We start from the raw sequence: 18,474 nt of genomic DNA, 5'->3' as shown, positions 1-18,474 counted from the left end.
TTGCCTCGCGCTTACGCAAGCGTAAGCGATTATAAATTAGGGTGGACACCTTCGGTGCAAAAATTTAATCCCAGTTGATGCTCGGGGGCGGGTCCTTCAGGTCCTTGTTCTGCTTGGCAGCCTCAAACTTCTTTTCCAGGAGTTCGGCTCGGTTTTTCTGCGCTTCTTTCGCTGCCGCGAATTTCGCGTCCAGGTCGGAACTGCGGGATTTCTGTTCTTTCAAGAAGTCGTCGAAGGACTTGACCTCCTTCTTGAATTCCTTATGGCTCAACACCTCGCCCGTATCGGCATCCACTACGATTTCGCCCTTGCACATGGGGCATTCAATGGTAAGCGTCCTTACGGCCATAGAGCCCCCTAGTCCCTGCGCCCGCCGATAAGGCCTGCGCGGTACGCCCAGTAGAGCAACTGGAGAATCGAGCTGATGGCAGCCGCCACGTAGGTAAGGCCCGCGGCAAACAGCACGCCCGAGACGGTGTTGTACTCGCGGCCCTGTGCCACCACGTCCATGCGGGCGAGAGCCTTCTTCGCGCGGCTAGAGGCGTCGAATTCTACAGGTACCGTCACGAGGGTGAACAGCGTGGTTGCCGCAAACAGCAACACACCGACAAGAGCGACAGGATGACCAATCGCCTTCCCGAATCCCATGAGCATGATGCCGATAATCACGAGCCACGGTCCGAGCGAGCTTCCCAAGTTTGCCACAGGGACAATAAACGAACGCAACCACATCGGGAAATACCCCTGCGCATGCTGGATAGCATGGCCGACTTCGTGCGCGGCAACCCCCGCGGCGCTAGCACTGCGCCCGTGATAAACTTCGCGGGAAAGGTTGAGCGTCTTGTTGAGAGGGTTGTAGTGGTCCGAAAGGAACCCCTGGTGTTCAAGCACCTTCACGTCGGTGATGCCTGCGTCCATGAGAATAGCCTTCGCCACGTCGGCACCGGTAAGCCCGCTCGAAATTTTCACTTTCTGCCCCGCATTGAAGCGGACCTTGACCAGCAGCGAGACACCGCCCGAAAGGGCGAGCGTCACCACGAGAATCATCATGTATAAAGGATCGAAATACATCTGAATTCCTTTTGATAAAGTTTTACACCCTAAATGTATAAAAACAAAGCCGGAAAAGGTAGTTTCCTATCCGGCTTATTCGCATTCCATCGAAAAAAGCTAGCTACATGTCACCGACGTCTATCTTCACCTTGTCGCGGATACGGGTCAGCAACAGCCCTATGACCATGTAGACGACAGCCTGAATGGCAAGCTGGTAGAGCTTGGGCGCCACATCGTAAATATCGGCCCCCATCTGCTCGATGGAGAGCCACGCCGGTATGGCAAAAGTGCTCGGCAGTATGTACGATATCGAGACCATCCACTGGGGCATCAGGTAACTGGGCCAACTGAAATTCGCAAGGAAGAGAATCGGGATGGAAAGGTACAGGAACAGCTGCATGCTGGATTCGCGACGCACAAATATCTGCGAGACCACCATGCCGAAGTTGATGACGGACGCCAAGAACACGATGGAGAAAACCACCATCGGCAACAGTTCCCCACGCCTCGGGAAATCGAACAGGTTGTAGACAATACAGTGGTAGAAGAGAATAAAGGAACAATAATGGACAAAGTAGGCAATGGAACGGCCAAAGTAGCGGTAGGGCACCGACTCGTTCTCGACGGGGCTGTCGCGGAACTTTTTACGGAAACGCCTGTGCGCACGCGAACCGCCGAGCACGCAGATGCCGATAATGAGCGACTGCTGCAAGATAACCACAAGAACACTCGGCACCACGTAGTTCGCATAGCCGCCGGTGCTGTTGAACAACGTCTGAATGCTTATCGGGAAGGGATCGCGCATGGCAATCGCCTTGGTGGAGGGAACCTTCTTCGAAAGCGCGATCTGCTTTACCTTGTTTGTCGCGCCCACTGTCAATGCGCAAGTGGAGAACGCCGTCCCAATGGCGCCATGGAACATGGCATAGGCCCCATGCGTAAAGATGTTTACCGTCACCTGGTGCTTGCCGCGAATATCCTTCTCCATGTTTTCGGGAATGACCATGAACCCGTAAATCTCGTCGCGGGCCATCGCCTCCTCGGCGAGCCGCATTTCGGGATAGATGGATTTGACTTCGATTTGCTGGGCTGCGGACGCCATGCGAATCAGGTCGCGGGACATGGACGTGTTGTCGAGATCGACGACGGCTACGGGAACCTTCGATACCGTCTGGTAAACGTAGGGCACCGGATAGTAGAAAGCATAAATGAGGCCGGCCACCACGAGCAGGAGCACCGCGGCGGGGTCCGTATAAATCAACTTCCATTCGGCGAAGGCAACTTTCCAGAGGCGCTTGATCATGCTTGAGCCTCCGCATTCTTGACTTCTTTCATCTTGGCTTCACGACGCAGGTGCTGTTTCCAGCGCATCGACATGAGGAGCGCACCGAGCACATTCCAGAACACCGCCATCCCGATAAGGATTTTCATGCTCTCCCACGCAGGGGCCATATCCACATCGCCAAGGAGCATCGTCGATTGAATCATGAGCACATGCGTCAGCGGAAGTATGAACGCGAAGCAGCGCACGGCAAAGGGCATCGCCATCACCGGGAATGTCTGGCCCGCAAAGGCGAACGCGGGGCTTCCGATAATGCCAGCGGCACCTGTCGCCATTCTCATGATGCCGAACACGCCCACAAAAACGATTCCCGCGCCGGAACACGCGAATATCATGAACAGCTGGGCCGCAGCCGACATCACGAATTCATCGAAGGTGAGCGGAGCCAGCAACCTGTGGCAGTAAGCATAGCAGCCGACGGTTTCGAGCCAGAGCACGATGTTCATCGGGAACACGCTAGCCACCCACAAGGTAAGGCGCGAGCCGCCCGCATAGCGGATCATCTCGGTCACGCGGTGGTCTCGAAGCGGGAACGAGGTCACGTACACCCCGACAATCATCGCAGCGAGATGGAAAATTGCAGTCACGAGGCCGAACGCGAGGAATCCCTGGTAATTGCTCTTGAGGTTCCCTACCGAATGGATTTGCACCTTCACGGGGTCTTCCATCTGGGCGGTAAAGAGTTCGCTGCCTGCAGACGCAAGCACGGAGCGGATTTCCTTGGTCGCGAACATGTTGGTGAGGTAATTCTGGCCGCTAGAATATACGGGAATGACAGGCGCTTCGAGGCGGAGCGCCCGGCGTTCCAGGTCGTTGGGGAACACGAGGAATCCCTGCAGGTCACCACGGACAACCGCATGCTCGCATTCGCCCATGTCCGTACAAATCATCTTGATATCGAGTACCGGGCTCGAACGCAACTTCATCTCGAGCTTATCGGCAAGCTGGCTATCGTCCTGCTTCACAATTCCGATTGGCACGTGTTGCACAATCTGCGACGAGAACATCCCTATCGTAAAGAGGGATACGCCAATGGGCAGCACCACAAGAGTCATCCACAACACGATATTGTGGCTGAAATAAATCTTGCGGATGGTATTCAACAGGCCATTCAGAATCATGGCACGACCGGATTACTTGATGGAATCGGCAGAAAGGAGAACGCTCATGCCGGGGCGAAGGTTCTCGACCTTTGCCGTCGGGCGGAGGCGCACCTCGAACGTCTTGAGATCGAACCCGCCGCTTTCCTTGGAACTGCGCCAGGTGGCATAGTCGCCCACGGAAGCGATGTAGCTCACTTCCATTTCGACATCCTTGTCGAGAGCCGGAATACGGAGCACGAACTTCTTGCCCTTCGAGACATTCTTGAGCATGTCTTCGCGCAGGTGGAATACGGCCCAGGCGTCGTCCAGGTCGGTGACGGCGATGACGGGCATGCCGGAGCCGACAACTTCGCCTTCTTCGGCAAGCTTGAGCGAGACTTCGCCGCTGATGGGGCTACGGATCTTGGTTTCTTCGAGGTAGGCGTCGACTTCGGCGGTGGCTCCGCGGGCTTGCATCACGAGCGCATTCGCGGCAGCCTTGTCTTCGCTGCGGGCACCGGCCAGCGCCTGGTTATACTGGGCTTTCGCGGCATCGGCAGCGGACTGGCTCGCCTTCATCTGGGTTTCGGCCTCGTCGCGCTTCTGGAGCGGGAGCACGCCCTCGTTAAAAAGTTTCTGCACGCGGTCGTAGGTGTTCTTCGCGAGTGTCGCGGCATCCTGGGCGCGGTCGGCCATCGCCTTGAGCGCAGTGATATCTTCGCTGCGGGCTCCGTTGCGGGCCTTGCTCGCCTGGGCGCGTGCGGCACCGAGGGCACCCTGGGCCTGCATCTTCTTCGCCTCGATTTCCGGGCTGGAGATAACGGCTACGATGGAATCCTTCACGACCAGGTCGCCCTCGTGCACGAACAGCCGTTCGATGCGGCCGGGAACCTTCCCGGCCACGAGCACGCGCCGCGCTTCCATCTGCCCCTGCAAGAACTGTTCGCGCGGGGCAGTCGCAAACTTCTGCAACTGCATGACGCCCAAAACCACGAGCACAATCAGGCCCGCAACAACGATAACCTTTCCGAGAGTCTTAAGCACGTTCATTATTTAGCCTCCGAATTTTCAGCCGAAGATTCCTTTTGTTCATTCTCTGCAGGCGCCGTTTCAGCCTGCTTTGCGCCTTCCTGGGCCGGAGCCTCCGGTGCAGCCTGCATATCGGCAGGAGCAGCCGGTGCAACCGCATCTGCCGTGGCAGCCGTCGTATCTGAGGCAGGTTCCGCAGCGGGCTCCGCAACAGGTTCAGCCTTTTCCACAGGGCGGGTCGCATTGAGCATCGTTCCCGCATCGGCCACCTCGCCCGACGCTTCCAGAAGCCCGAGCCAGGCGACAACCGCATCAAAATGCGCCTTCAAATCGCCCACCTGCAAGCGGGCAAGAGCAAGTTCCGCATCCACCACGTCAAGGCCGGTCGCAAGGCCCGCCTCGTAGGCGCGGGTCTGGCTGCGGAGGGCTTCGTCGGCAAGTTCGCGGGTCTTTGCAAGGCTTGTCAGACGGCCCCTTGCATGTTCCAGTTCGCGCCAGCGCTTTTCGACAAGCAAATTGATATTGTCGAGCGTCTGCTCTTCCTTGCTCGAAAGCGAACGCTCCATGGACTTCGCGGAGCTCACCTTGGCACGGGATTCCTTGCCCCCCAGAATCGGGAGGTCCCACTGCGCTTTCGCGCCCACCGCCCATTCGGGCTCCAGAATCGTCAAATCCTTCGTGTAAAGTTCGCGGTAGCCAAACAGGGCGACCGTCGGGAACCAGTCGGCGCGCGCCGCGCGAACGGCATCCTGACTGCGTTTACGTTCCGTGCGCAACTGGCGAAGGCCCGGATGCTTTTCACGGGCAAGCTGCTTGAATTCTTCCATGCTACGGACCACCTCGGGAGCTTCCACCGGAGTTGTCGCCGTGATGCTCGTATCCGTCTTCAAGAGGCTCGCAAGCGCCATGCGGGCAAGCGACTGGTCGCGCAAGGCATCTTCGTAGGCATTCTGCGCTTCGGCAAGTGCCACCTCGGCACGGAGGCGTTCGGCCTTGCTAATCTGGCCGCCCTCTTCCAGCTTCTTGGAACGTTCCAGGTGACCTTCGAGGTTCTTCATCGTCGTCTCGCGCATCACCGTGAGTTCTTCGGCAAGGCGGAGCGTGAAATACTTCGTCGCGACATCCATCAAGATGGTGTTCTGCGCCATGTCGAATTCGGCCTTGCGGGCGTTCACATTCTCCTTGGCGGCATCGTAGGCAGAATAAATCTTGAGGCCGGTAAAGATGGGCCACACGACCGTCACGCGCGCATTGAAGAACAGGTCATCCTGCACCTTCATGCTAAAGTCGGTATCGCCAATCTTTTTCGAGGCCGATTCCCCATACGAATCGGCAGCCTGCTGGGCAAGGGCACCCACTTCGGGGCTCCCCATCACGCCGCTACGGATATCGCCCGCCTTCTGGTCGACCATGCTTTTCGCGGTCGCCTCGTCCAGTCCGTAAGCGTCCATCGTCTGCTTCACGGCATCGCCGTAAGCCTTCTCGTAAGCCTTCTCGTACACGGAAAGGTAAGCCTTGGAATAGGCAGCAGCACTCGCCACCTCGCCAAGGGGTTCCTGCAGGCGGCTCAAATCAATCTTTATCGGCTCGTTAATCTTCGTGACCCCGGCAGAAAGGGACACCTTAGGTAAAAATCGGGAAAAAGCCTCGCTCTTGCCGCTCTCGGCCATTTCGACCTTGGCGCGTTCCGCCTTGATTTGCGAGTTGTTGGACTTCGCCATTTCGAGGGCGTCCTGCAGAGTAAGCGGGGTCGCCATGGCAGCCATGCTGAATAAACCAATATAGACCAAGCTCTTTTTCATAGCATGTAAAAAAATACAAATTTTCCAGCCAAAAATAACTCCGCTCATCCCGACAATTGCGCAGAAAATCAGAAAAAGAAGGAGGCCCATTTTTCGGGGCCTCTTCATGAAAACTTATGATTTCATATCAAAGGCTATTTCACGCCAGGGGTCGGCTCGGCGGCCTTCCAGGCCTTCGCTTCATAACCCATAGTGGTCACGTCGACGCGCTGCAGGCTGTAACCCAGGCCATCCGCTTCAGCAAGGCCATCCCAGCCATCGGAATAGAGGGTCGCGTCGTGCCAAGTATAAAAATACTTGACTATCGAAGGATCCAGGGCGTCCGTTTCCTTAGAATAGGGTTCCTTCACCGCAATCGTTTCACCGCGGTTAGAGAGCTTGCCGCTGTAGGTAATGATCTGAACCTCTTCCGGTATCTTGTAAATACTGCGGACAACATCCGCATTCCATGCAGAAATGCCAAACGACTCCAAATCGACATCTTCGAGCACTTCCGGAATCAGGAGCATCAAGCCCTTCGCAGGGATTGTCGCATTCGAAGCGAATTCGAGGTTGATGCCTTCGACTTTCCAGCCCTTCTTTACGGAAGAACTGTAAAGGGAGACGGCGGCGTCCGAAGCATTTACGATTTCCATAAATTCAAACGGGACCTTGGTCTTGACCGTTGCCGGATGGTAATGGATTTCGTTGATGTAGAGAGAACCCACCTGGAGGGCAGAGTTCTTTTCGCCGGGGGTTGCTGCGGCAAGCGGCCCTTGTGCCGTAGAACCGTCGGAAAGGTCGACAATGCCGCTTGTCGAATTCGTCGCCGGGACCCAGATACTCGATTCGTCGCCTTCCTGCGGTCCGCGCAAGTAGAACTCGCCACCATCGGGAGCGACAATCAGTTCGGCGTCAAATGCCGTATTGGCATCAAGAACGAGATAACCCTTCGCAGGGACCGTGCCCTCCTTGATAGTAAGCTTGTCCCCGCGGCGCTTGACATCGAGCCTCCATCCCGTAATATCCACGGGCTCGTCCCCCGCATTATAGATTTCGACCCAGGAATCCTCGCCAATCTTGAAAGGCTTGATTTCGTTAATGCGCACTTTCGTCGGAACAACCCATTCGTCATTACCCACACCCGGGGTGCCTTTATCGACCTTGCTCGCCGCCCAAGAATTGGGCTGAGCCGCATTTCCGCCCACATAAACAAGCGAGCGTCCCTTGCCATCGGCAAGGCTCGGCCAAGGAGGTTCGTTGCTGAACGCGCAGCTAACGTCGCCTTCGCCGTCCACCTTCACGTTCACCACGTCACCCTCGTTCACGAGTTTCGCGGACGTTCCTCCAACCCACGGGCCAAAGAGCCTTCCCGCAAAGGTCGGGTACATCTTCCTGAATTCGGCAGTGTCGTTCGCGACCACCACATACTCGCCCTTCTTGAGAGGCTCTCCGGGGAACGTGTAGTCCACGGCACCGCTCAGGTGGAGAAGGAAGTTCTGCATGTTATCCATGTCCATGCCGCTCGCGATGTAGATTTCCACCCATTCAAGGGGCGATGTATCAGGAGCATTGTACATAATTTCGGAGCAGGCCATCTGCACCTTCGCGCCGCTCGCTACCGAAGAGCTGGACTTTACCGTAGCTGCGGAACTGCTGTTCGCGCCAACGTCCCCACTGCTGGTGGGATTTTCCGTGCTGGTCGGTTCTGCAGCCGAACTTTCGGGCTGCGGGGCCGTAGGATCATCGGAGCAAGCCGAAAACGCACCGAGCACCGCGATGCAGGATCCTGTCAAAAGCCACTTTTTCATGTTCATAAGGGCCATCCTTTTTTAAAGTCCATGCCTTTAATAAAATACTTAAAAATTGCCAGCCAGTTTTGTCCAATACGGGGACTTGAACCGGCGAGGGTTCTCGTAAACGCGTTTCCATTCGGCTGCCGCATTACCGAATTTAGAAAATGCGGCGTGCTTGAGGTTCAAAAATCTTATCAGGTCGAACATCCAGTAAGGAACCTGTGAGCAAGGACACTTCAATTCGAGCACTGCATCGGCACCGGGCTGGAAAAACCTCGGGAGACCCGTCGAATGCATGTAGTGCGGGTCCACCGTATAGTCAAATCCATTCTCTTCGCGGAAGCGCATGCCCGTGTCGATAGTGACGCGGGAATATTCTTCACGTAGCCCGAACCAGGCGCGGCGCTTGTACTGCGTAAGCAGGCGCGGGTGCGCCCCGTAAAGTTCCGTCTTGTACAGGAAATCCTTGAGATACATGCGGTCCTTCTCGCCCTTGCAGGGCCATTCATCGGGTTTCATGTGCCAGACTTCGCCGGGGTTGATTCCCTTGATGGTCGCGCGGCTCTTGTAGCAGATGCTCTTGATCTTGCGCTTGACCTCGAAATGGAACGTGCCGTCCTGTGCGGGGTGTTCGCCGTAGGTACGGATGCGCATGTTGAAACGGTCCAGCAGTTGCTTCTTTTTCCAGCCGAGGAATGTCCACTTCGGGGTGTCCAGGTAGAGGTTCGTAATCCAGTAGAAGCCACCCGGCGTAATTTTCGAGTAGTAGTCCTCCTCGCAGTACGGCGCAAGGAAGGCTCCAATCCGGTCCGCCCATTCGACGGGGATGTGGTACTTGAGCTCGAAACGCTCGAGGAGGCTAAAACCGCGGGCTTCTGCCATATTACTTCAGAGCCTCGCGCAGGTGGTTCACAACGCCCTCACGGGCAAGGATACCCGCGTAGTTGAGCAGTTCAAGATAGCGGGCAAAGATATCGTATTCAAGCTTGACCGCCTTCATGTCGCTTTCGAGCGCGCTTTCCTTTGCACGCAGGAGCAACAGCGGGTCGGAACCGGCATTGCGTGCGAACTGTTCCATGAAGCCGCTCGCGCCCACCTGCTCCACGAATTCCTTCTGCACCTTCCACTGGCCAATCAGCGCAAGCACTTCCTCGGTGAGGCGTGCCACCTTCTGGTTGATATCGCGCACGTCGGCGAGGTAGTCACTCTCGGCATCGAGCTTTGCCACCTGGAGCTTGAGGTCGGCATCCTTCCCGCTGTCGAAGAACGGCAAGCGGAAGGCCAGATTCACGAAGAACTTGTCGGCGGTCTTGCGGTTATCCTTATCCGGAACGAGGATGCTGGCCGAAGCCTCACAGTTCAAAGCTTGCGTGCAACCCGTCTCCTTTTTGAACTCGTCCACATAATCCGAATAGGCGCCCGATCCCCAAACGTCATCGGCATACAGATCCTTGTACTTTTCCATCAGGGATTCGATCTGCAGGGAGTAACCGATACCGATATGCGAAATGTAGTCGCGTCCCTTGCTCACGTCCTGCTTGGCCTGCGCCACTTCGCTGTCGCGCTTGCCGCGCGCCATGGCCACCAGCGGGAAGTTCTCGTTCACTTCCACACCGTTGGAGAGATTCTGGGCAAGTTCATCCATGGTCGGGAGGAACGAGGAATCGAGCTCGACGCCTTCGAAGTCGGGCACCCAGATTTTCATCTTGAGTTCGGCATCACGGAGCGCCGTGCTGTCCGAAAGCAGGTCAGCCTTGATGGTGGCGCTCTTTTCGAGCGTAGACATCAGGTCTTCGGCATTAAACGAGGCAGAACCCGACTTGAGGTGCAGCACCTCGATGCGGTCGGCGTTCACCTGCAGCAGCTGCTGATTGATGGCATTTATCTTCTTGCGCATCACATAACGCACGCCGCGTTCGTAACGGTCGTAGAGCAACAGCGAACGTTCGACGCCGAACCTCGCCTTCTCGTAATTCCTTACGGCATCGGCCCTTTCCTTGTCGGCACTGCTTTCGCCGAAGGTCTTCGGGCTCATGCGCAGTTCAAAATCGTGCTTTGCAAAGCTGAACCCGTCAAGCTGGTAACGGAGTTCCAACTTGTCCCAGAGTTTCGTATTCCGTTCGCCCGAAGTAGCCTCGGAACGCTTCTGCGCCGCCTCGTAGCGGGGGTCGTTCTTGGCCGATTCTACAAGCTTATCCCATGTGAGCGGTTCCGCGAATACGGCAGCCGCAAGCATGGCGGGGAGGACTGCAATGCGTTTCATTACTTGTTCTCGTTCTTCTTGAGTTTCTTTCCGCTAGTTTCAGAAATGGTCACCATCTCGCCCAGCAGGAACGGATTGTTTTCGGGAATCTTGATGGTCACTTCACGGCCGTAGACCGGCATCTCGGGCATCTTCCACATGCGTTCCGGGAATGCGACAATACGGCTCGAAAGACCGACGACCTCGCCCACCACGGCCTTGCCCGTACCGGCAAGCGTAGTGACCTTCACGGCCTCGCCCAGGTCCATGTTCTGGTAAATCTGTTCGTTGATGTAGCCGCGCACGAGCGTCGGGGACTTGTGAGCAAGCGTCACGATAGGAGCAAAGCTGGATACCTTCTCGCCGTCACGCACGTTCACGTCACCCACGACCCAGTCTTCCTTCGCAATCTGGATAAGTTCTTCTTGCTGCTTCTGCATTTCCTCAAGTTCCTTCTTGAGGTTCTCGGCTTCGTTCTTGCCGCTCGCCTTCTGGAGCTTGCTGCTACCGCGGAGGAGGGCAATCTGCTCGTTCGCGCTCTTGGTGGCAAGGGCGAGCTCGTTCTTGAGGCTCTTGATGCGCATCGCCATCGCGTCGTTGCCGTCGCTCTGGGACTTAGAGTTCGAGAGGCTCTTGAGCTTTGCAGAAATCGCCTTGTTGCTCTGGTATTCCGATTCGAGGTTGCGGATTTCGGCGGTGAGCGTCAGGCGGCGGGTTTCGAGGTTCGCCTTCACGTCGGCCACCTTCTGGTCGATTTCGGCGGAACTCAGGTTGCTGCGGCCTTCGAGAGCGTCAATCTCGCGGGTAAGTTCGGCAATGCGGAGGGTCAGGTCGGGGCGGTTGATCTGGACAATCGTATCGCCCGCATGGATTTCCTGACCGGGAACCACGTGCACCTTCACAATCTCGGTAGCGGAAGGCACGCTGATGATGGTTTCGCTAGCCTCGGCGATACCCCTGAACATGGCGACCTTGCCCTGGTAGACGACACCGAGCACCACGGCGATGATGACGCACAGGATCCAGGCGATGGAGAGCTTGTGACTGTAAACGTAGGCCACGCCCGCATTGTTCTTGTGGGTGTTCCAGAAGTTGTCGAGGAGATCTTCAAGCTTGTTCATTCCCGACCTCCCCTACATTTCCGTGGTAGCATCTTGCATCATGAACTGCACGTCCGAGATGCCATCGAGCTTTGACAGTTCGTTCAGGATTTCAGCGGCGGGTTTTGTGGCCCGCAAGCGCACCTGGTAGGCGACATCGAGGCGGGAACCGCCATCGACTTCGCGCATGGTAATCAAAATAAACGTCTTGAGGCTCGTCTTCATGATATGTTCGACCTGTTCGCGGACCGAGCCTTCGTTGGGGAGGGCGAAACGAAGCATGCCATCAAAGAAGTGCTTGGTGCCGAGACCCGTGCGCGAAAGGAGGAAAGCCACACAGCAGAAGGCGACCGTACCGCCGGCAGCGGCACCCCACGCATACACGCCACATCCGATACCCGCGCCCAGCGAGGCGAATATGAACATGATATCGCGCGGGTCCTTGAAACTCGTGCGGAAGCGGACCACCGAGAGCGCACCCATCATGCCGAGACCGCGTCCGACGTTATCGCCGATGGCCTGCATGATCATCGCAGCCGCGACCGAGCTCAGGACGATGCCCTGGACGAAGTTGCGGGAATAGGAAAGGCCGAGGAACGTCTTTTCGTACGTCCAGCCAATCATGGAAGAGAGGATAAAAGCCAAGGTTAGCGTATAGATCAACGTGATAATCGTCGCGTTGGTCGTACTGGATTGGACCGCAAGAAGGTCAAGCATGTTGGACTCCGTATAGGTTTGCTATTTGTCCCCATAATCTACTTAAAAAATGCCGTTTTTAGAGCAATTTCATGTAAAAATGGGTCAACAAAGAGCCATTATAATAACGTTTCATCCGAAAAATAGATAAAAACTCCCGAAATTCCTTGTAAAGAAGCGTTAATAAAGCATTCTCCGTTGTAAAAGAGAACATCAAAAAAGGGCATTTTTCCGGAACTGTTCGTTCCATAAAAAAAAAGATGGCCGCAAGGCCATCTTTTTTTCAAATCCAAGATTTGAGGAAGAATTACTTCTTCAGGAATTCGTTAATTCCAGCTGCAGCGCGGCGACCCTCACCCATGGCGAGAATCACGGTTGCGGCACCCAGCACGATGTCACCACCGGCATAGACCTTCTCCATGAAGGTCTTGTTGGCGGTTGCATCTTCGAGAAGGATATGGCCCTTCTTGTCGACGGAGAGTTCCGGCGTGGTGTTGCTGATAAGCGGGTTAGAACCGTTACCGATAGCAACGAGCACGGTGTCGCATTCGATTTCGAAGCTTGCGCCTTCGACCTTGACCGGACGCGGACGGCCCTTTTCATCGGGTTCGCCGAGTTCGTACTTGTCGACGAGCATGCCGCGCACGTGGCCGGCTTCGTCGCCAAGGATCTTGGCCGGGTTCTGCAAGACGCAGAATTCGACACCCTCTTCCTGGGCATGGAGAACTTCTTCCTTACGGGCCGGAAGTTCGTTCATGCTGCGGCGGTAAACGATGCGAACCTTTTCGGCACCCAAGCGGAGAGCCATACGGGCAGCGTCCATAGCGACGTTACCACCACCGAGAACGACCACGTTCTTGCCGGGCCACATCGGGGTATCGGCATGTTCCTTGTCGTAGGCGCGCATGAGGTTAGCGCGGGTGAGGTATTCGTTAGCGGCGAACACACCGACGAGGTTTTCACCTTCGATGTTCATGAAGAGCGGGAGGCCAGCACCGGTACCGACGAACACGGCATCGAAGCCATCCTTTTCAATCAAGTCCTTGAGCTTGCGGGTACGACCGATGACAAAATTTGTCTCAAACTTCACGCCCATGGCTGCGAGAGATTCGATTTCGTTGTCAACGATCTTCTTGGGCAGACGGAATTCAGGAATGCCGTAGCGGACCACACCACCGAGCTTGTGGAAAGCTTCGAAGATGGTCACGTCGTGGCCTTCGCGGCGCACGTCAGCAGCGACAACCAGACCGGCAGGACCGGAACCGATAACGGCAACCTTCTTGCCGGTAGCGGGCTTCACGGCCGGCACAGAGGCGCCACCGTTGTTGCGTTCGTAGTCGGCAGCAAAGCGTTCCAGGCGGCCAATAGCCACAGCCTGGTTCACGTCCTTGTGCATCTTGCCCATGGTGCAGTTCATCTGGCACTGGCGTTCCTGCGGGCAAACACGGCCGCAGATTGCCGGGAGCAAGCTGGTTTCCTTAATCTTCGCGATAGCGGCCTTGAAGTCACCTTCGGCAATCTTTGCGATGAAGGCAGGAATGTCGATGTGCACCGGGCAGCTTTCGACGCAAGGCTGGTTCTTACAAGCGAGGCAGCGGTTAGCTTCCACGATAGCCTGAGCTTCGGTGTAACCCTGAGCCACTTCTTCCATCACGCGGGCACGGTAGCTGGGTTCAAGCTGCGGCATCGGCTGGGCCGGAATGGCAGTCTTGTCCTTCGGCTTGAGCGGCTTCGGGAGGGCGTTAATCTTTTCAAGTTCCACCTTGGCGGCGGCGTCCAACTGTTCACGAGTCAAATGTTCAGACATTACTTGCTCTCCTTGGCCTTTGCGTCAGCCATCTTATCAATGTTGCACTTGTGGCCGTCATTGGCACCGAAGCGGTGCAAGGCTTCCTGTTCCTGGGGCTTGAAGGCGCCCATGCGCTGGAGCATGTTGTTCCAGTCGACTTCGTGGCCGTCGAATTCCGGGCCATCGACGCAGACGAACTTCGTCTTGCCGCCGATAGTCACGCGGCAGCCACCGCACATGCCGGTCCCGTCCACCATGATGCTGTTGAGGCTCACGACGGTCTTCACGCCGTAGGGCTTGGTGGTGAGGGCGCAGAACTTCATCATGATCGGAGGACCGATGGCGAGCACCATGTCGGGCTTGCCCTTCGTGTCTTCGCAGAGTTCCTTCAGCGGTTCGGTCACGAGACCCTTGCGACCGTAGGAGCCGTCGTCGGTCATGAAAATGATTTCGTCGGCGAGGGCGGTCATTTCTTCCTTCATGAGGAAGAGGCTCTCGTTACGGGCACCCATGATGATAGTGACCTTGTTGCCGGCCTTCTTCATGGCCTGGACAATCGGGTGCATCGGGGCAATGCCCACGCCACCGCACACGCAAACCACGTGGCCAAAATTCTCGATGTGGGTCGGGGAACCCAGCGGGCCCACGAGCACCGGGATATCGTCACCGACTTCGAACTTGGAGAGTTCGGTGGTGGTCTTACCGACGGTCTGGAAAATCAGGGTGATGGAGCCTTCAGTCGTGTCGGCATCGGCGATGGTGAGGGGCACGCGTTCGCCGTTGTCCTTGTTCGTCTGGAGGATGATGAACTGGCCGGCCTTACGCTCTTGGGCGATCAGCGGGGCCTCGACGCGGAATTGGAATACCGCAGGAGATAACTGTTTTTTAAAGAGAATTTTTGCCATAGTGGCACCAAAAATAGAAAAAAGGCACCCCGGACGAGGTTACCTTTTTAATAAAATGATGTTCCAAAGCGGGCAAAAAGAGCCCGAACGGGCTACTCGTCCTTGATACAGCGGAGGTAGCAGCCGTCATCCTTGTCCCGGGACTTTTCTTGCATAATCCCTGACGAGTCGGGCGCATAGGAAAGGGCGTTCACCGTATTACTTTCGCCACTGGGCTTGTTCTGCGTCGCAGTCCACCAGCATGGCTCCGCCTCAAACTTCTTCTCGGTATAAACGTAGGAACCTTTTTGGGAACCCGGCATGGTTCCATACTCAGCAGAGAAATTAAGTTTTTTCAATTCACTGTAATCTGGAACATGCCATCCGTCGGGGCATATGCCTTGCCTAGGAAAACTGAATTCAGCCCTATCGTTTAGATACTTTGTCCCCAAATCCACCGGCGCAGTCCAGTGGTAAAGGGAGCCCTGGCCTTCGCAATCAGCGGCGTTGCTTGTATTGCTGGAACTGTTGTAGCACCACCATGCCTGATTGTGGTTGCCAGCGCCATCGCCATGGAAATTGAAGTTGTCTACCATAATTGTGACAGTGTTTATATTCCTATTATCGGGAACACGAGCGTCCAATATACGATAGCTCTGAGGTTCTCCGTTTTCCAGGTGGCGAGAATCGACAATCGTGTCATATGTCCAAATAGACCATGTATGGCTAAGCGTATCGTTACAACGATACCTACTAGTAAAGAGGCTCATTTTTTTTAGGGAAAAAAGCTTGTAATTGGGCCTATTGCAGGCTTTTTTTAATTCTTTTTCTTTTGCCGTTGCCGTACGCCACGCATAGCTGCCCGAAGAATACTCGCAGACATACGTATAGGTCGAATCCATTTTGTACCTCAACTCCCAGTTACACACGCTCCCTGTAGTTTTTTCTGCGGTAGTCGCATTGCGCCAACAAAAACCATTAATTTCATCAGTAATGCAGTTCTGCTTGGAACAGACATACTTTTGGGCATACACCTCATCATTTACCAGGATTGCATCCCCCTCCGCATGAGGAAATCCCCCATTTGTAAGGGCTCTAGATCCACACACAACCCCAGTTTCTTTCTCTACAAAATTTGCCGGGCGCCACCCTAACGAATCTGGGGATTGATAATATTCACATACATATCCGTTCAAAATTTCCGTTTTCTCTCCAGAACACACCTTCCCTGTCGCAATTTCTCCAGCGCTGGCTGGGCGCCAGAAATATCCCGTTGATGAAAGATACAAGCAAGTCCATTCCCCAAACACGGAGTCTTTCATCTTATAGGAACAAACCTTGCCTGCAGCAATTTCGTACGCCGTAGCAACTCGCCAGTGACAATTCGAATAAGAATTGCTAGTACCATTACTATCATACCCACAAACATAGCCGTTCACAACGTTGTCTCCCACGCTTTGTGCAACTTTAGTATTGCAAGGCATCCCTGTCGCAAGTTCTTCCTCGGAAGCCGTACGCCATTTCAACGTTTGGTCCTTGATAAGGCATGTATAGCCATTCTGTACACGGGTGCTGTCCATATTCCTCCTGGTGCAGAATGCGTTATTCGCCTTCTCTGCCGCAGACTGTTTTCGCCAGTTATAAACGGCTCCAGCCTCAGAGTTGGTATGTACACAGGCATAACCGTTCACGAATGTTGAGTCGATATCCTTGTTGCAGAATTTCTTTGTCACGAACTCGGCCTCCGATATGGCGTTCCACTTGCCGCCGGAACAATACCAATAGGCACTATCCGGTGTCATTTGCATCTCGCCATCCCTGCCGGCCGTGCAGAACCCAAGTTCGAACACCTCTCCCGTGATTTCGGTCCAGGAACCGCTTTCGCAAGCATAAAAGTGCTCATTATCGAGTTTTTTGCGTTCACCCTCGCGACCTTCGGTACATACGATGCCCAGTCCGAAAGTAACACCGTCCGTTTCCACCCATGTGTTTCCGGAACACATGTAATAAGAGCCAGATTCTGTTTTCTTCAGGGTGCTATCCGCGACATCCTCGCTGCCGCATACGCCAATTTCCTCTTCGAGTTCACTCAGCTTATCCCAGGAGCCGTCCTTGCCATTGAAATGGCAGACGTAAGTCCCCGCTTTCTTGGTAGAGGCCACTTCCATGTTCCGCTTTTCGGTGCAGAGTTTGAGTTCGTAGGCAACGGAATCGATTTCAAGCCACTGCTTGCCGGTACAGACAAAGTATTCTTTGGACTTGGTAGCCACGTACTCGTTGTCGCGGTCTTCGGTGCATTCCTTGAGTTCGAACTGGGTCTCGGTGATCTTGTTCCACGAGCCGGCCTTGCACACGTAGTATTCGGCAGTCTTCCCGCCCTTGTATTCCTTGAACTGGCCTTCCATCTTGCCGGTGCAGAGGCCGAGTTCCGTGTCGAGGGCGGTCGCCTTGTGCCAGCGTTTCGCCGTGCAGGCGTAGCCCGCGCCGTAGTTTTCGCTCTTCTTGTTGCTGTTCTTCTCGATGGTGGATTCCAGGCTGTCGGTGCATGCGCCGAGGCCGTATTCATTTGTCCAGAACGCATAGAGCGCCGATTCAAAGTCGGGGACGGCCGCCACGAGCTTCATCGCCTTCACGTTCTCGCGGATTGCGGCGAAGTTGTCGGTGCTGTCGACTTTCGAGGCCCAGTCGGCGAAGGCGGCGGTCGCTTCCGCGCTGTCGAGGCCGCCGGTCGAACCGAAGAACTCCTCGATTCCGCCGAGGAGGATGCCGAACTTGCTGGCCGAAAGGTCGCCCTGCAAAAGGATGGAGGCGAAAAGCAGGGCCTTGCCTGCAGAAGTCGTGTCGGAGAGGCTGAGCGTGGTCGCGGTCAGGTCGTCGTCGCCCTTGCCGCTGAAAATAGCGAGGAGTTCCTTCGTCGCGCGCTTCTTCGCCGCGGGGACGTTGAACTTTTCCTTGAGCACGAGGTGCTTCGCGCGGGCGTACTCGAGGTCCGTGAACAGGTTCACGTTCGCCTTCACGGTCTTGCCTTCGCTCAGGTCCACAAGGGCAGAGAGCGTCGTCTTCGAGCCGCTAGTCTTCTTGCCCGTCACCTCGTTCTGGTAGTAGCCGGAGACTTCCACGAGCGCGTACTGGCTCGGGAGAACGATTTTCGAAACGCTGTAGGCGCCGGAGTCGCCCGAGACCTTGCCCGTGAACTTGGTCTTCGTCTTCTCGAGGAGGCTGTCGAGCCCGTAGACGGTCACCGCGGTGCCGCTCGCGAACGGGCCCTTCTGCGCGAAGCCCTTCACCGTGATGGAGTCGACCTCCACCTTCTCCACGTCGGCGGTCTCGGTGCTGTCGGCCTTCAGGCTGCTGGAAGATTTAGGCTTGTCTTTGTCGGCCTCGCTGCTGGAACTTGCCGCAGCGAGCAGGCTGTCGAGCTTAGACTCGTCCACCTCGGCCCAGTCCTCGCTGGTGCATTCGAAGTAGGCGCTTTCATCTTCCACGAACACGATTTCGCCGTAGTGGCTCTTGGTGCAGTGTGCGAGGTCGTCGTAGGTCGGGACGGAAGCCGTGCCGTCCTTTTCCGAGGCGGGCTTGCCGGAACTGCCGTCGTCGCCGCAGGCGGTCAGAGCGAAGGTGGTAAGAGCCGCGAGCAGCACACCTGCCACGACGCCTGTTTTTTTTAGCAAATCCATACC

Annotated in this window: 14 protein-coding genes; all 14 read right to left on the bottom strand. The window is 55.8% G+C overall.

Features of this window, described 5'->3' with window-relative positions:
• Positions 1–64: 64 nt before the first annotated feature.
• Entirely contained in the window at positions 65–349 is a 285-nt protein-coding gene (locus tag B2952_RS12450; protein WP_290733398.1) for a hypothetical protein, read from the bottom strand.
• 8 nt (positions 350–357) lie between these two features.
• Positions 358–1,071 (bottom strand): zinc metallopeptidase, encoded by a 714-nt coding sequence (locus B2952_RS12445; RefSeq protein ID WP_290733396.1) that lies wholly within the window; start codon positions 1,069–1,071, stop codon positions 358–360.
• Between the two features lie 103 nt (positions 1,072–1,174).
• Positions 1,175–2,356, bottom strand: coding sequence for an ABC transporter permease (locus tag B2952_RS12440; protein ID WP_290722548.1), 1,182 nt, complete (start codon positions 2,354–2,356; stop codon positions 1,175–1,177).
• Positions 2,353–3,516 (bottom strand): ABC transporter permease, encoded by a 1,164-nt coding sequence (locus B2952_RS12435; RefSeq protein ID WP_290733394.1) that lies wholly within the window; start codon positions 3,514–3,516, stop codon positions 2,353–2,355. Before B2952_RS12435 ends, B2952_RS12440 begins: the two co-directional genes overlap by 4 nt.
• A gap of 12 nt (positions 3,517–3,528) precedes the next feature.
• Positions 3,529–4,527, bottom strand: a complete 999-nt coding sequence (locus tag B2952_RS12430; RefSeq protein ID WP_173364923.1) for an HlyD family secretion protein — start codon at positions 4,525–4,527, stop codon at positions 3,529–3,531.
• On the bottom strand, positions 4,527–6,308 hold the full coding sequence (locus B2952_RS12425; protein ID WP_290722546.1) for a TolC family protein: 1,782 nt from the start codon (positions 6,306–6,308) through the stop codon (positions 4,527–4,529). The genes B2952_RS12430 and B2952_RS12425 overlap by 1 nt, the downstream gene beginning before the upstream one ends.
• A gap of 134 nt (positions 6,309–6,442) precedes the next feature.
• On the bottom strand, positions 6,443–8,104 hold the full coding sequence (locus tag B2952_RS12420) for a lamin tail domain-containing protein (protein ID WP_290733392.1): 1,662 nt from the start codon (positions 8,102–8,104) through the stop codon (positions 6,443–6,445).
• A gap of 42 nt (positions 8,105–8,146) precedes the next feature.
• Complete coding sequence (locus B2952_RS12415; RefSeq protein ID WP_290722544.1) at positions 8,147–8,965, bottom strand: polyphosphate polymerase domain-containing protein; 819 nt, start codon at positions 8,963–8,965, stop codon at positions 8,147–8,149.
• Position 8,966: 1 nt separating this feature from the next.
• Complete coding sequence (locus B2952_RS12410; RefSeq protein ID WP_290733390.1) at positions 8,967–10,346, bottom strand: hypothetical protein; 1,380 nt, start codon at positions 10,344–10,346, stop codon at positions 8,967–8,969.
• Entirely contained in the window at positions 10,346–11,446 is a 1,101-nt protein-coding gene (locus B2952_RS12405) for an HlyD family secretion protein (protein ID WP_290722541.1), read from the bottom strand. Before B2952_RS12405 ends, B2952_RS12410 begins: the two co-directional genes overlap by 1 nt.
• 12 nt (positions 11,447–11,458) lie before the next feature.
• Entirely contained in the window at positions 11,459–12,142 is a 684-nt protein-coding gene (locus tag B2952_RS12400) for a DUF4956 domain-containing protein (RefSeq protein WP_290733388.1), read from the bottom strand.
• A 286-nt stretch (positions 12,143–12,428) separates the two neighbouring features.
• Entirely contained in the window at positions 12,429–13,928 is a 1,500-nt protein-coding gene (gene gltA, locus B2952_RS12395) for an NADPH-dependent glutamate synthase (protein ID WP_073323109.1), read from the bottom strand.
• On the bottom strand, positions 13,928–14,815 hold the full coding sequence (locus B2952_RS12390; protein WP_073113492.1) for a sulfide/dihydroorotate dehydrogenase-like FAD/NAD-binding protein: 888 nt from the start codon (positions 14,813–14,815) through the stop codon (positions 13,928–13,930). The genes gltA and B2952_RS12390 overlap by 1 nt, the downstream gene beginning before the upstream one ends.
• Positions 14,816–14,907: 92 nt before the next feature.
• Positions 14,908–18,471 carry a hypothetical protein gene (locus B2952_RS12385; protein WP_290733386.1) on the bottom strand — a complete coding sequence of 1,188 codons (3,564 nt, stop codon included), beginning with the start codon at positions 18,469–18,471 and terminating at the stop codon, positions 14,908–14,910.
• Positions 18,472–18,474: the final 3 nt, after the last annotated feature.

This window comes from Fibrobacter sp. UBA7003, from assembly GCA_002449765.1.
GTDB lineage: Bacteria > Fibrobacterota > Fibrobacteria > Fibrobacterales > Fibrobacteraceae > Fibrobacter.
Note: the sequence above shows the minus strand (reverse complement) of the source record. Positions and strands in the feature narration are given on the sequence as shown.

Excerpts from the sequence above, each read along its gene's own strand:
- B2952_RS12450 (WP_290733398.1), bottom strand. The coding sequence starts at position 349 with ATGGCCGTAAGGACGCTTACCATTGAATGCCCCATGTGCAAGGGCGAA.
- B2952_RS12445 (WP_290733396.1), bottom strand. The coding sequence starts at position 1,071 with ATGTATTTCGATCCTTTATACATGATGATTCTCGTGGTGACGCTCGCC.
- B2952_RS12440 (WP_290722548.1), bottom strand. The coding sequence starts at position 2,356 with ATGATCAAGCGCCTCTGGAAAGTTGCCTTCGCCGAATGGAAGTTGATT.
- B2952_RS12435 (WP_290733394.1), bottom strand. The coding sequence starts at position 3,516 with ATGATTCTGAATGGCCTGTTGAATACCATCCGCAAGATTTATTTCAGC.
- B2952_RS12430 (WP_173364923.1), bottom strand. The coding sequence starts at position 4,527 with ATGAACGTGCTTAAGACTCTCGGAAAGGTTATCGTTGTTGCGGGCCTG.
- B2952_RS12425 (WP_290722546.1), bottom strand. The coding sequence starts at position 6,308 with ATGAAAAAGAGCTTGGTCTATATTGGTTTATTCAGCATGGCTGCCATG.
- B2952_RS12420 (WP_290733392.1), bottom strand. The coding sequence starts at position 8,104 with ATGAACATGAAAAAGTGGCTTTTGACAGGATCCTGCATCGCGGTGCTC.
- B2952_RS12415 (WP_290722544.1), bottom strand. The coding sequence starts at position 8,965 with ATGGCAGAAGCCCGCGGTTTTAGCCTCCTCGAGCGTTTCGAGCTCAAG.
- B2952_RS12410 (WP_290733390.1), bottom strand. The coding sequence starts at position 10,346 with ATGAAACGCATTGCAGTCCTCCCCGCCATGCTTGCGGCTGCCGTATTC.
- B2952_RS12405 (WP_290722541.1), bottom strand. The coding sequence starts at position 11,446 with ATGAACAAGCTTGAAGATCTCCTCGACAACTTCTGGAACACCCACAAG.
- B2952_RS12400 (WP_290733388.1), bottom strand. The coding sequence starts at position 12,142 with ATGCTTGACCTTCTTGCGGTCCAATCCAGTACGACCAACGCGACGATT.
- gltA (WP_073323109.1), bottom strand. The coding sequence starts at position 13,928 with ATGTCTGAACATTTGACTCGTGAACAGTTGGACGCCGCCGCCAAGGTG.
- B2952_RS12390 (WP_073113492.1), bottom strand. The coding sequence starts at position 14,815 with ATGGCAAAAATTCTCTTTAAAAAACAGTTATCTCCTGCGGTATTCCAA.
- B2952_RS12385 (WP_290733386.1), bottom strand. The coding sequence starts at position 18,471 with ATGGATTTGCTAAAAAAAACAGGCGTCGTGGCAGGTGTGCTGCTCGCG.